Annotated in this window: 13 protein-coding genes; 7 read left to right on the plus strand and 6 right to left on the minus strand. The window is 47.7% G+C overall.

From position 1 onward, the window contains the following. From VN105_RS07075 to VN105_RS07090, 4 genes are all read left to right on the plus strand, one after another. Positions 1–444 (plus strand): hypothetical protein (locus tag VN105_RS07075; RefSeq protein ID WP_325639305.1); only part of this gene is annotated, 444 nt, incomplete at its 5' end. Between the two features lie 12 nt (positions 445–456). After that, a complete protein-coding gene (locus tag VN105_RS07080; RefSeq protein ID WP_142683697.1) occupies positions 457–666 on the plus strand; it encodes a hypothetical protein in 210 nt (69 codons plus the stop codon). Between the two features lie 196 nt (positions 667–862). Further along, positions 863–1,429, plus strand: coding sequence for a DinB family protein (locus tag VN105_RS07085; RefSeq protein WP_325639309.1), 567 nt, complete (start codon positions 863–865; stop codon positions 1,427–1,429). A 35-nt stretch (positions 1,430–1,464) separates the two neighbouring features. After that, positions 1,465–2,472 carry a patatin-like phospholipase family protein gene (locus VN105_RS07090; protein ID WP_325639311.1) on the plus strand — a complete coding sequence of 336 codons (1,008 nt, stop codon included), beginning with the start codon at positions 1,465–1,467 and terminating at the stop codon, positions 2,470–2,472. 56 nt (positions 2,473–2,528) lie between these two features. Here VN105_RS07090 and VN105_RS07095 read toward each other — a convergent pair whose 3' ends face one another. From VN105_RS07095 to VN105_RS07120, 6 genes are all read right to left on the minus strand, one after another. Next, positions 2,529–4,418, minus strand: a complete 1,890-nt coding sequence (locus tag VN105_RS07095) for a M1 family metallopeptidase (protein ID WP_325639312.1) — start codon at positions 4,416–4,418, stop codon at positions 2,529–2,531. A gap of 79 nt (positions 4,419–4,497) precedes the next feature. After that, positions 4,498–5,568, minus strand: a complete 1,071-nt coding sequence (locus VN105_RS07100; RefSeq protein ID WP_325639314.1) for a winged helix DNA-binding domain-containing protein — start codon at positions 5,566–5,568, stop codon at positions 4,498–4,500. A 79-nt stretch (positions 5,569–5,647) separates the two neighbouring features. Next, the gene (gene rsmI / locus VN105_RS07105) at positions 5,648–6,316 is read right to left on the minus strand and encodes a 16S rRNA (cytidine(1402)-2'-O)-methyltransferase (protein ID WP_325639316.1); all 669 of its coding nucleotides are present in this window, start codon (positions 6,314–6,316) and stop codon (positions 5,648–5,650) included. Between the two features lie 102 nt (positions 6,317–6,418). Next, positions 6,419–6,664, minus strand: coding sequence for a phosphoribosylformylglycinamidine synthase subunit PurS (purS, locus tag VN105_RS07110; RefSeq protein ID WP_142683702.1), 246 nt, complete (start codon positions 6,662–6,664; stop codon positions 6,419–6,421). 46 nt (positions 6,665–6,710) lie between these two features. Further along, complete coding sequence (locus VN105_RS07115; RefSeq protein WP_325639318.1) at positions 6,711–7,478, minus strand: CDP-alcohol phosphatidyltransferase family protein; 768 nt, start codon at positions 7,476–7,478, stop codon at positions 6,711–6,713. Between the two features lie 100 nt (positions 7,479–7,578). After that, the gene (locus VN105_RS07120; RefSeq protein ID WP_325639320.1) at positions 7,579–8,871 is read right to left on the minus strand and encodes an aminopeptidase P N-terminal domain-containing protein; all 1,293 of its coding nucleotides are present in this window, start codon (positions 8,869–8,871) and stop codon (positions 7,579–7,581) included. A 324-nt stretch (positions 8,872–9,195) separates the two neighbouring features. Here VN105_RS07120 and pckA point away from each other — a divergent pair, with 324 nt between their 5' ends. From pckA to VN105_RS07135, 3 genes are all read left to right on the plus strand, one after another. Then, a complete protein-coding gene (gene pckA, locus VN105_RS07125) occupies positions 9,196–10,797 on the plus strand; it encodes a phosphoenolpyruvate carboxykinase (ATP) (protein WP_325639322.1) in 1,602 nt (533 codons plus the stop codon). A gap of 235 nt (positions 10,798–11,032) precedes the next feature. Continuing rightward, positions 11,033–11,920 carry a bifunctional methylenetetrahydrofolate dehydrogenase/methenyltetrahydrofolate cyclohydrolase FolD gene (gene folD, locus VN105_RS07130; protein WP_325639324.1) on the plus strand — a complete coding sequence of 296 codons (888 nt, stop codon included), beginning with the start codon at positions 11,033–11,035 and terminating at the stop codon, positions 11,918–11,920. A 63-nt stretch (positions 11,921–11,983) separates the two neighbouring features. Further along, positions 11,984–12,610 (plus strand): 7-carboxy-7-deazaguanine synthase QueE, encoded by a 627-nt coding sequence (locus VN105_RS07135; RefSeq protein WP_325639326.1) that lies wholly within the window; start codon positions 11,984–11,986, stop codon positions 12,608–12,610. The last annotated feature ends 34 nt before the right edge of the window (positions 12,611–12,644 follow it).

Here is a 12,644-nt window from a genome sequence, read left to right on the forward strand (position 1 = left end):
AGAGGTGGTCTGCAGGTACTCAAATTTATAGTACTCGGCGCACTGTTCATTACAGCGGTAGGATTTGCTACCATGTTGTTATGGAACTGCCTGGTTCCTGAACTGTTCCATGGGCCGGTGATCACTTTCTGGCAGGCACTGGGACTTTTACTACTGGGCAAGCTGCTTTTCGGATGGCACCACAATCATCACGATAAATTTAACCGGGGCCGCGAATGGAAGGCCCGCCTGAAAGAACGGATGGCCAATATGACACCGGAAGAGCAGGAAAAAATGCGGGAACAACTGCGCAACCGCTGCAGAACCGGCTTTGAAGGATGGAGACGCGACGACTGGTACCGCGACCGCGGCGACCGTGACCAGGAACGCAGTGACCGGGAACGTGGACGTGGCCCCTACCGCGACCCTGAAGTCCCTCAGAACGACGAAAAAGAATCACACTAAAAACATTGTGCGATGATAGGAATATTCAAAACCAATATAGGCAGCCCGGAAGAACGCCAGCAGATGATCCGGGCCATAGCTTCCAGCTTTCCGGTAGGCGCCTGCCATGTAGACCTGGACGACTGCGATAAGGTATTACGCATTGCCGACCTCCAGGTGGAAGAGAATATTATTATAGAATTCGTTCAAAAACAAGGCTTTGAATGCGCTGTGCTGGAATAATTTAAGTTTTTCTTCATAGCTGATCAATATTCCCGGGCTACATGGCAATTTTATTATACATAAATTCATTTTATATATAAATAGCTATTGGCCGGCTCGCAAATCTGACGTAACTTCAAAAGAGAATGCAGTGGCCCGGGTATATTGTTTTACAAAGCCAGGTATTGTGTATTTGAAACCCTCTAAATTGTTTCCTATGTACCTGAACCAGCACGAGATCAAATCTCTATTACATACCAGTTTCGACAACTTCGTGGATTTTGTGAATACGTTGCCGGATATACGTTTTACCGCTTCTCCTTATGGTAAGTGGTCTGCCGGCCAGCAGCTGGATCATCTCATAAAATCCACCAGGCCGGTAAGCAGCGCATTGGGATTTCCTAAAGTGACCCTGCTTTATTTTGGCAGCAGTGCAATCCCGTCACGATCATATGATCAGCTGGTAACAGACTACCAGCGGGTATTGAATGCCGGGGCAAAGTCCACCAGGGCTTACCAGCCCGGCGTGATCTACCCCGCGCAGCGCCCTGCATTAATACAGGGTTTTCTTCTCCAGAAAAATAAATTAATCAACAAACTGGCCGGCTGGTCGGAAGCAGACCTGGACAGGTACCGCCTTCCACACCCCCTGCTTGGTAAACTTACCGTCCGCGAGATGCTGTATTTTATTGCACATCACAATGAACACCACCTGGGAAAATTAAAAGACCAGGAATTACAGGGCCATACCTGGGAAAATCAATTACAACAACTGATATTTTAATTTTTTAGTTAAATTGTCGCTACTAAAGAAACCTCATGGCTACAACTGCATTAGTCATCAGTGGCGGCGGCTCCAGGGCAGCTTTTGCTGTTGGCGCTCTGAAGTACTTATACTCCCTGCAACCAACCATTGATTTCGACTTTTTCTGCGGCACCGGCATCAGCTCATTAATTGCGCCCCTGGCAGCTTTGGGCGAAATAACATTGCTGGAAAAATTATTCACCAGCAACACCACCGCCGACCTGGTAAGTACCGGCACCATGCTGCAGCGCTTCCCGCAAAACAATTCCCTTTACAACGCTACCGCCCTTACACATAAGATCACCAATATATTTACGGATACCCGTTTCCGTACATTGCAACAACTGAACAAGGAAATATTTGTGAGCGCCCGTTGCCTGCAAACCAACCGCATTACCTACTTTTCCCCGTCGGGTACGGATACAGTAACAAAAGATTATGATGTAATATCCCTGCACGATAATTACACTTTCCGGGAGGCCATGCAGGCGGCCTGCAGTATGCCGGTATTTATGCCACCGGTGGAAGTGGCCTCTCTCCCCGATCATGTACAACAGTTCACCAATGCCGGAGGCGCTCATTACCACCCCGTGAAACTGGCTATAGAAAAAGGCGCCACGGAAATCTATGTGATCCTTCTCACCCCCGAAACGCCCGGCGAAGATGACATCTTATTTAAAAACCTGCTCGATATCCTGGAACAGCATGTGGATAACAACACCAATGAAATAGCTGCCACTGATATTCACATAACACAGCTTATCAACAACGCACTCACCTATCTTGATGCAGTAAAGAATAACCTGGAAAAAGCAGGTATCAGCGCCGCTGATATAGCACGGTATTTTGATACGCCTGCTGCCAATCCATTCAATGGAAAAAGAAAGGTAAAACTGCATATCATTCGCCCGGAAAAGGCACTGGATGTACAAATGGGCGGACTGGAATTTATACCGCAGGCGATGAAGGAAATGATGGAGGAAGGAGAACGGCAGGCCGCAGCTTTACTCCCGCAGCCATAAAAAAATACCGGGATACTGCTAATATCCCGGTACCGTTTATTAACTGTGTTTCTTTTTTAAGACACCGCTTTATTATTACTCCTGTCCACATCCGCCATACGCTGGCTCGGATCTATTTCCAGCTCTCTGATGTCGGAGAGCGGGGTATCCAGTTCCACTTCATAAACCGGGTTTGTCCAGTACCAAACGGGATCGACTATACGTTTTACATCCGGGTACTCATTGGGTTTTTCACCATACATGATAGACAACGGGATATAATGCAGCACTTTATTACCGTTTTTATCGGTTACCATAAAATCAACGGGCATAGGCATATATCCTATTTTGCGTAAACGTACCACTGTTTTATTGCCTTTTGCAAAAACACTATCGATACCATAGTCGATATGCTTCACGGCGTTGATAAAATATTGCTTGTACCAGTCCAGCTCAATACCGCTTTCTTTTTCCATTACGCGCACAAAATCATTTACATTAGGATGTTTGAAACGCCATTCGTTATAATAGCGCAGCAGGCCATTATCGCGGTTCTTAGCTCCAATGATATAGCCCAGCTGTTCCAGGAACACCGCGCCTTTGGAATAAGCGGTAAGGCTGTAACCAAAGTTGGTATTAAAGTGATCGGCATGTGTGCTGGCAGGTTCTTCATACGGGCTTCTTGCCAGTGCGAAATAACCTGCATAGGAATCTTCCTGCGCATTGCGTCCTTTCAGTGAATCAATGGTGTTATAGATCACGTTATTTTCCGCAAAGGTGGTAAAGCCTTCATCCATCCATGGGTACAGGCTTTCGTTGGTGGCCAGCATTCCCTGGTACCAGCTATGCATCCATTCATGCATGGCTACACCATACAGGCCATTCATTTTACCGTTGCCCATAATAAGGGTGCCCATCGGGTATTCCATACCACCGTCGCCTCCTTGTATGAAAGAATATTGTTCATAAGGATAAGCGCCGTAGTGTGCTTTGATATAGGCATAGGCGGCAGGGATCATTTTTGCCAGCTGCGGCCAGGTATCGTGGGTGAATTGATTATCGATGTAAAAGAAGTGGGCGGTAAAGCCATCTACTTTCTGCGTGATGTGTTTATAGTCCGCGTCGGCTGCCCACATGAAATCATGCACATTGGGCGCTATGAAATGCCAGGTGAGTGTATTGCCGGTGGGCGGTGTTACTTTGGCGCCGGGTTTTTCATATCCGTGACCAATCTGATCTGGATTTTGCAGGTAACCGGTACCGCCTATGGTGTATTTTTTATCGATGGTGATCTTAACGTCATAGTCGCCCCACACACCATAAAATTCGCGGGCAATATAAGGAGTGGCATGCCATCCTTCGTAATCGTATTCACACATTTTAGGATACCACTGCGCCATGGAAAAGTCAACGCCTTCCGAATTATTACGGCCGCTGCGGCGGATCTGTACAGGCACCTGCGAAGCAAATTCCATATCAAATACCGCTTTGGAATGTGGCAGGATCGGCTTATCCAGCGGCACTTCCAGGATAGTTTCCACTACTTTAAAGTCCTGCGGTTTTCCATCGCGTTTCAGGGAGATGATTTTCTGGTAGCCTATTTCGTCGGGTGTCAGTTTGGAGATACGGTCGCGTACACGGTTGTCCCAGTCCCGGCGCTCGTTGCCATTCCTGTCTTTTCCAAGTACAATTTTACCGAGTTCACGGCTGCGTACATCCATCATACTGCCGGGCTGAAAAGCGTTCCAGTAGAGGTGATAAAAAACCTTCTTTAATGTATCGGGGGAGTTGTTGTAATATTCAAGGTGTTGTTGCCCCTTGAACTGGTTAGCCGGTGCATCCACCTTCACATCCATTGTGTACTTAACTCTCTGCTGCCAGCGGTCCGACTGAGCGCTTAACTTTAACCAGCTGCCTGCCAGCAAAGCAATGGCCATACAGCTGCCTGTTGTAACCCGGTACTTCATTCCGTTTCATTTGGTTTAAGCAGCTAAAATAAGGATCATTTAGCGATTTGCCATTGATATTTGATGAATGCAACAGCCATCAGGAGAAACTACTGAGGGTGAGCCCGAGAAAATCCGCATACTGTTGTGCAGCAGGCTCAAATGCTTTAAGGGCGGCTTTTTTGAGTGGTTTAAACGGGTCTGTAATAATGGCTACGCTATCTTTTTTAAACGTGCGTTTCCAGGTACCGGCGACCTGGCCATTACTGACCATGATAGGGTTGAAAATACCGTTAACAGTCATTACTTTTTTTGCAAACTGCATGTCTATCAGTGTGCTGCGGTCTTTATAGCCGATAAAGTATTCATCGAAGGCAGGAAGCAGTAATGCCGTATCGGGAGCCGTTTGTTTTTTCCCCGGTCCCATCCAGTAAGTGGTGTTATTCACTTCCAGCGATCTTAATGCAGGTTGCGCACCTTCCAGTCCGGCTTTCGCATCGGTAACGGGCAAACCGGCCCATTGGGAGAAATCGGCTAAGGTAGCGGGGCCATGGCTGGTGAAATAGCGTTTGGCAAGGGTTACCAGCGATGTTTGTTTATTGTATGCAGTGGCGCCGGGAAGCCATTCATCCAGCAGTGTGTAGGTAAACTGTTTACCGTTCAGGGGGCCGTTACAGATAATACCGTTTACAGCAGCGTGGTAAATGATGTGGTTCATACGGTGATCGTCTGTATTGATACCTTTTCCCTGCAGGAGGGTAATGAGTTCTTTGCGGGTGAGGTGATTCCCTCCCTGCAGTGCTTTGACGATGTGTTGGGTAGTTTTCAGCAGGAGGGCTTCATCCATTTCCAGTTTACGCATCATGCTGCCCATGCGGGTTTTTATAGCAGGAGCGATGAGCTGTAACATCCAGCGCACGTCTGCCGCGGCTACCAGGTGCAGGGTACCACGGAATACGGTAGTGCGGATAATAGATTTATTGCGGATAGCTTTTTCTATAGCTGCATCTGTGCTGCCGGGAAGCCTTACCCCAATGCCCCATTTGCTGTTGGCGTGTTCCTGTGCCTGCATGGCGCCGAAATAAGCCACGAGGTCCTGTGGCTTTTTGAAAGAGGTTTTGATCAACTGCTGGTGTTGCAGTCGCAATGCAGCGATATCAGTAACGGGCATGGCTAAATGATTTGTTATACAAAACAACAGCACCTGGGTGACAAGGGTATGTCAGCAACTTATGGGAAGTTAAAAATAATTATTCAACGCCTTGTACCACTACTACAATTTCTCCTTTTACGCCTTTTTCTTTGAAGTAATCGTGTACTTCCTGCAGCGTACCGCGTTTATTTTCCTCGAACATTTTAGTGAGTTCGCGGCAAACGCAGCATTGGCGGTCTGGTCCGAAGTACTGGATCAGGTCGGCGAGGGTTCTGAGTAGTCTCATGGGCGACTCGTAGAAAACGATGGTGCGTTCTTCCGTAGCCAGTTTTGTGAAGAGGGTATGACGGCCTTTTTTGAGGGGGAAGAAGCCTTCAAAGGCAAAGCGGGTCATGGGGATGCCGCTGTTCACCAGTGCGGGCACAAAGGCGGTGGCGCCGGGGAGGCATTCTACCGGTACGCCTGCGCGGGTACATTCTCTTACCAGCAGGAAGCCGGGATCAGATACGCCCGGTGTACCGGCGTCTGTGAGCAGGGCCATTGTTTTACCATCCTGCAGCTGTTGCAGGAGATGTTGCACTATTTTATGCTCATTATGCTGATGGTAGGGTGTAACCGGCTTATTGATCTGGTAATGCCGCAGCAGCACACTGGAAGTACGGGTATCTTCCGCGAGGATCAGGTCTGCTTCTTCCAGCACTTTTACGGCCCGGTAGGTAATATCGGCGAGGTTACCGATGGGAGATGGAACGAGATATAATTTCATAATTTAATTACGAATTACGAATTACGAATGTGTGGGGAGATGCAGCCCGGAGACATTTCCAGTTATCTCCCCACAGCTCCGTTATCCGTAACCCGCAATTAATTATTGTATTTGTACTTCAAAAGATTCCATTACCTGGTTTGCCAGCAGTTTCTGGCAGGCATTTTCAGCGATCTGCCTTGCTTCTTCCTGGCTGGCGGCTTCAATTTGCAGAGTAATGTGTTTACCAATACGTACATCTTGTACCTGGCCCAGGCCGAGGTTCTTGAGACCACTCATTACCGCTTTACCTTGCGGATCTAATAATTCTTTCAGTGGCATCACATTGATATGTGCAGTAAAAGTCATTGTGCTAGAAATTTTGCCGCAAACCTACATCAAAAAATCCAGAATGTTAAACCGCTTCTATTTTCGGCGGTACTGCTACCGATAATATTACGTAACAAACAAATATAAAAGGAACGGCAGCAAACTTCAGGAATGGTATGCTTACAATGGTAAGGAGGATCAGCAGGAAGCGGGGCCAGTTGGCGGCCAGGCTTTTGCTTTTGAATTTCAGGCTGATCATGGGAATTTCGGCCACCATCAGGTAACATAGCAGGGCAATGGTGATATACAGCACCCAGATGTTCTGGAACCAGTGCGCCAGGTTGAACGGGTTAAATAAAACGATCATGGGGAAAGAGGCTACCAGCAGGGCTACCGCAGGAGTAGGCACCCCGATGAAATTTTCCGACTGCCGGGTATCGATATTGAACTTAGCGAGGCGATAAGCGGCGAAACAAGGTACCAGTAAGGTCGGGGCCAGGTTTATGACAGACACATCAAAAACATCGGGTTGCTGAAAATAGGCGCTGCGCAGGAGACGGTACAGCATCATGCCCGGTACCACGCCAAAGGTAACTACATCTGCCAGCGAATCCAGTTCTTTTCCCATAGGGCCGGATACCCTGAGAAGACGGGCTGCCATACCATCAAAAAAATCAAAGATCCCTGCAATCACTACCAGGGCGGAAGCCCAGTAAACCGGTTCAGGGCTGATAATCGTATAGTCGGCACCGTTAATCTCCGCGCGGTATTCAGGAGCGTGCAGGATGCAGATAATGGCCAGCGCACCGCAAAAGAGGTTACATAGGGTAAGAATATTCGGTAATTGTTTCATTAACTATGATTATGATGATTTGTGATTATCCTGGTGAGCGAAGATAGAATATTGTCTTTTAATCTTTGCTTACCAGGATAATCATAAATCATCATCACTGTTATTTTGCCATCAGGGCTTCAATTTCATCGGCGGTGATGGGAATATTCTTCATCAGGTCTACATTACCTTCGGCAGTGAGCCAGATATTGTTTTCGATGCGTATACCCAGTTGTTCTTCTTCAATATAAATACCTGGTTCGATGGTCATTACCGCGCCTACCGGGATAGGCTGATGGAAAGAAGGTCCGAGGTCATGCACATCCACACCGAGATGATGGGAAATACCATGGTACAGGTATTTGCGGTAGGCCGGTGTTTCCGGGTCCTGGTTTTTCACCTGTTCTTCCGTGAGCAGTCCTATTTTTATGAATTGTTTAGTGGCTTCCTCTCCTACCATTTCATGGTATTTGGCGATGGTAATACCCGGGCGGAGAATGGATTTGGCATAGTTATGCAGGTGCAGGCAGGCGTCATATACCTGGCGCTGCCGCGGTGAAAACTTACCATTTACAGGCACTGAGCGGGTAAGATCGGCATTGTATCCGCCGTATTCCGCACCAAAATCCATCAGGATCACTTCCCCGTCTTTACACTCCTGGTTATTGGAAATGTAATGAAGGGTACGTGCGCGGTCGCCGGAGGCGATGATGGAACCATAAGCTTCGCCGGCAGAGCGGTTACGCAGAAATTCGTGCATAATTTCCGCATGGATCTCATGTTCCCATACACCCGGTTTAATAAATTTCAGCAGGCGGCGGAAAGCTTTTTCCGTGATATCCATGGCTTCCTGCATTACTTTAATTTCTTCCGGTGTTTTTACTGCGCGCAATTCTTTAAAGAGAACAGCTGCACGCAGGTAATTATGCAGGGGATAACGTTCTTTCATTTCCTGTGCGTAACGGTAATCCCTTACCGGCACCAGGTTTGCCTTGCGGTTATTTTCGTTGGTATTCAGGTAGATGTTGGCCGCATCGTTGATCCACTGTTGTAAAAGCGCATCCAGGCTATCGAGCCATATTACGGTAGACATACCGGATACAGCGTAGGCTTCGTCTTTGCGTAACCGGTGCCCGTCCCATTTTTCCTTTAATTCGTTGGGTCGCACCAATACCAGTACTTCACGGTATTTAGGATCCGGGTTATCGGGAAACAGCACTACCATCGTATCTTCCTGGTCGATACCTGTAAGCCAATACAGGTCTGAGTTCTGTTTGAACTTGTACAAGGCGTCGCCATTGGTGGGCAGTTCGTCGTTGGAATTGATAATAGCTATAGACTGCGGCTGCATTTTAGCCACAAAACGCTGGCGGTTCTTTACAAACAGCTGCGGATCCAAAGGCAGATTCTTCATGTCGCTTAATTTCAAATGTGGCTTCAAACCTATGTAAAATTCGGGATGTAGAAATGTGAAAATGGTTTGAATTAGCAAATCGGTCAATATCTGCAACATTAAATGACAAAATCGTACTAATATTTCCTTACAACTAATTAATAGTATATTCTCCCGATTGTGGTTAGACAATCCGGCGATGAACAACACACATTTTGAAGATATCGCAATGATCACCCCTAAAGCGGTAACAAATTTCTAAATTTCAATGGTATAACACCTATAGAATTTGACAATATCAAAAAATCGCTAGTTTTGCCTATACACCAAAACAATCTTGCTTTTATGCAAATAAGTAGCGTAAGGAATCCTGTTGCTGACTTACGGGGACTTGGCATAGAGAACGTAGCGAACGTCTATTACCAACTTTCACCCGAACAACTGGCGGAACAAACGGTAGCCCGTAAACAGGGAGTATATGCCGATACAGGGGCATTGGCTGTAAACACCGGAACATATACCGGCCGCTCACCTAAAGACAAATTCATTGTAAAAGACAACATCACAACAGACACTGTTAACTGGAACGATTTTAATCTCCCCATCTCTGAAGAAAATTTTGATCGTTTATACAGCAGGATCACCCGTTATTTCAGCGGAAAAGAAGTGTGGGTACGCGATTGCTATGCCTGCGCCGACCAGGACTACCGCGTTAACATCAAAGTGATTACAGAACTGCCGTGGTCAAGCCTGTTTGCCTACAACATGTTTTTACGTCCTTCGGAAGATGAACTGGATGAAATACACACCGGCTGGACCGTGATCCAGGCGCCCGGCTGCCTGGCGGATCCCGCCACAGACGGAACCCGGCAACAGAATTTCTCCGTAGTGAACTTCACTAAAAAGATCATCCTCATAGGCGGCAGCGCTTATACCGGGGAAATCAAGAAAGGTATTTTCACCATCCTGAATTATGAACTGCCGCATAACAAAAATGTATTGAGCATGCATTGCTCCGCCAATATAGGAGAAGACGGCGATACAGCTATTTTCTTCGGTTTGAGCGGTACCGGTAAAACCACGCTGAGCGCAGATCCTACACGCAAGCTGATAGGAGATGACGAACATGGCTGGACGGCCACCGGCGTATTCAATTTTGAAGGCGGTTGCTATGCAAAGTGCATTGATCTTTCTGAAGAAAAGGAACCACAGATATTTCATGCTGTGCGTGAAGGCGCGCTGCTGGAAAACATTGGCTTTTTCCCCGGCACTCATACGGTGAATTATGCAGATTGTTCGATCACGGAAAACACCCGTGTATCTTACCCGCTGCCTTATATCGAAAATGCACTGGAACCTGCCATAGGAGGTATTCCCAAAAATATATTCTTCCTTACCTGCGACGCCTATGGCGTATTACCACCGGTATCAAAGCTATCGCCGGGACAGGCGATGTACCAGTTCATTTCCGGTTATACCGCAAAAGTAGCCGGTACCGAAGCGGGCATTACCGAACCTAAATCCACGTTCAGCGCTTGTTTTGGCGCACCATTCCTGCCATTGCATCCCGCGCAGTACGCGCAGATGCTGGGTGAAAGAATGCGCAAATACGACGTTAACGTATGGCTGGTGAACACCGGGTGGACCGGTGGTGCGTATGGCACCGGCAGCCGGATGAAGTTGTCGTATACCCGCGCCATGATCACTGCCGCGTTGAACGGAAGTCTTGATAAGGCAGCTTTCCACCCCCATCCTGTATTCGGTTTTGCTATGCCCGATCATTGCCAGGGCGTTCCATCCGATATCCTGGACCCGCGTAATACCTGGGAAGATAAAGCGGCGTACGACAGGCAGGTAAAGGATCTGGCCGGTCAGTTCATCCGCAATTTTGAAAAATATGCAGGCGCATCCGCACCGGAAATCCTGGATGCCGCGCCCAAAATTTAATAACACCCTGTGATCTGACTCTTCCGTTGCATATATCAACAAGAAGATTTATATTCAAGTTTTGCCTTATAATTTCCACTGAACCACTCGTAAGTTCCTGACGGGCGCAATGCCTGAGCAAAACAAGTTCCTTTACGGGGCTTGTTTTGCTGGATCTTCGGACCTCATTATTCCCCTACCGGCCAAAAAGCTGACCACATAGCTGGTTAGATACAGCTTTTTCTTACCTTTGCACATGCAAATTTTAGACGGTAAACTCGTTTCTGAGGCTATAAAAGCCCAATTAGCCGCCAAGGTGGCTGAATTGAAGGCCGCTGGGAAAAAGGTCCCTCACCTGGCAGCCATATTGGTAGGTAATAATCCGGCAAGTGAAACCTACGTAGCATCCAAAGTAAAATCATGTGCAGAATGCGGTTACAATTCAACGCTGCTGCGTTTTGATGCGCAGATCTCTGAGAAGCATCTGCTGGACCAGATCATTCTGCTGAATGAAAACCCGGATGTGGATGGAATCCTGGTTCAGTTACCATTACCCAAACATATCAACGAAGAGCTGGTGATCAATACCATTGATCCGAGCAAGGATGTGGATGGCTTTCATCCCATGAACGTAGGTAAAATGGTAAGCGGACTGCCTGCATTTATTCCTGCTACCCCTTATGGTATTATGCTGATGCTGGAGCATTACAACATTCCTACCAAAGGAAAACATGCCGTGGTGATAGGCCGCAGCCATATTGTAGGCACGCCTATGAGTATTTTACTGAGCCGCAATACCAATCCTGGTAACTGCACCGTTACCCTTACCCACTCGCAGACACATAACCTGGCTGAAATTTGCCGGCAGGCAGATATTATCATTGCCGCTATAGGCCGCCCGGATTTTGTAACGGCCGATATGGTGAAAGAAGGCGCTGTAATTGTGGATGTAGGTATTAACCGGGTAGAAGATGCCAGCAAGAAAAGCGGTTTCCGCCTGAAAGGTGATGTGAAGTTTGACGAAGTGGCGCCTAAATGCAGCTACATCAGCCCGGTACCGGGAGGCGTAGGCCCCATGACCATTGCTGCATTACTTAAAAACACCTATCATTCCGCCATTGGTTTGAGAGGAAGTATGAACTAACATACCTGATTAGCATTAAATGCAGCCGGACGCTAAAAAAACCGGACCTTTGTGAAGTAAGACATGTCTGTAACAACAATAAATATTAATACCGATACCCTCCCCGTGATGGAGCGTTTTTACACCATCCAGGGAGAAGGCTATCACCAGGGCCGTGCAGCCTATTTCATCAGGCTGGGCGGCTGCGATGTAGGTTGTGTGTGGTGCGATGTAAAAGACAGCTGGGATGCAGACAAACATCCGCAGGTAGCTGTTTCCGATATTGTAACGGAAGCCGCCGCGTACCCGGGCCGCATTGCGGTGATCACAGGTGGCGAGCCGCTGCTGCATCATCTTGATGCACTTACCCGTTCCCTGCATAAACAGGGATTTCATACACATATTGAAACCTCCGGCTCCTCACCCCTCAGCGGTAAATGGGACTGGATCACTTTATCGCCCAAGAAATTCAAAGCGCCCCTGCCGGAGATCTGCAAGGCCGCGCATGAACTGAAAGTGGTGATCTTCAACAAAACGGATTTCGCCTGGGCGGAAAAATACGCTGCTTTAGCCGGCAAGCACTGCAAGCTGTACCTGCAGCCGGAATGGGAACGCAGCGCAGAAATGACGCCACTGATCACGGAGTATATCAAGGATCATCCCGAATGGACGATGTCGCTGCAGATCCATAAGTATATCAATGTTCCCTGATCGCCTTCGGCGATCACAGCGGATTTTGTCTGAC

It is taken from the genome of Chitinophaga sp. (assembly GCF_035564935.1).
Lineage (GTDB): Bacteria > Bacteroidota > Bacteroidia > Chitinophagales > Chitinophagaceae > Chitinophaga.

Bases quoted from the DNA above. Each gene is read 5' to 3' on its own strand.
- VN105_RS07080 (WP_142683697.1), top strand. From the start codon at position 457: ATGATAGGAATATTCAAAACCAATATAGGCAGCCCGGAAGAACGCCAG.
- VN105_RS07085 (WP_325639309.1), top strand. From the start codon at position 863: ATGTACCTGAACCAGCACGAGATCAAATCTCTATTACATACCAGTTTC.
- VN105_RS07090 (WP_325639311.1), top strand. From the start codon at position 1,465: ATGGCTACAACTGCATTAGTCATCAGTGGCGGCGGCTCCAGGGCAGCT.
- VN105_RS07095 (WP_325639312.1), bottom strand. From the start codon at position 4,418: ATGAAGTACCGGGTTACAACAGGCAGCTGTATGGCCATTGCTTTGCTG.
- VN105_RS07100 (WP_325639314.1), bottom strand. From the start codon at position 5,568: ATGCCCGTTACTGATATCGCTGCATTGCGACTGCAACACCAGCAGTTG.
- rsmI (WP_325639316.1), bottom strand. From the start codon at position 6,316: ATGAAATTATATCTCGTTCCATCTCCCATCGGTAACCTCGCCGATATT.
- purS (WP_142683702.1), bottom strand. From the start codon at position 6,664: ATGACTTTTACTGCACATATCAATGTGATGCCACTGAAAGAATTATTA.
- VN105_RS07115 (WP_325639318.1), bottom strand. From the start codon at position 7,478: ATGAAACAATTACCGAATATTCTTACCCTATGTAACCTCTTTTGCGGT.
- VN105_RS07120 (WP_325639320.1), bottom strand. From the start codon at position 8,871: ATGAAGAATCTGCCTTTGGATCCGCAGCTGTTTGTAAAGAACCGCCAG.
- pckA (WP_325639322.1), top strand. From the start codon at position 9,196: ATGCAAATAAGTAGCGTAAGGAATCCTGTTGCTGACTTACGGGGACTT.
- folD (WP_325639324.1), top strand. From the start codon at position 11,033: ATGCAAATTTTAGACGGTAAACTCGTTTCTGAGGCTATAAAAGCCCAA.
- VN105_RS07135 (WP_325639326.1), top strand. From the start codon at position 11,984: ATGTCTGTAACAACAATAAATATTAATACCGATACCCTCCCCGTGATG.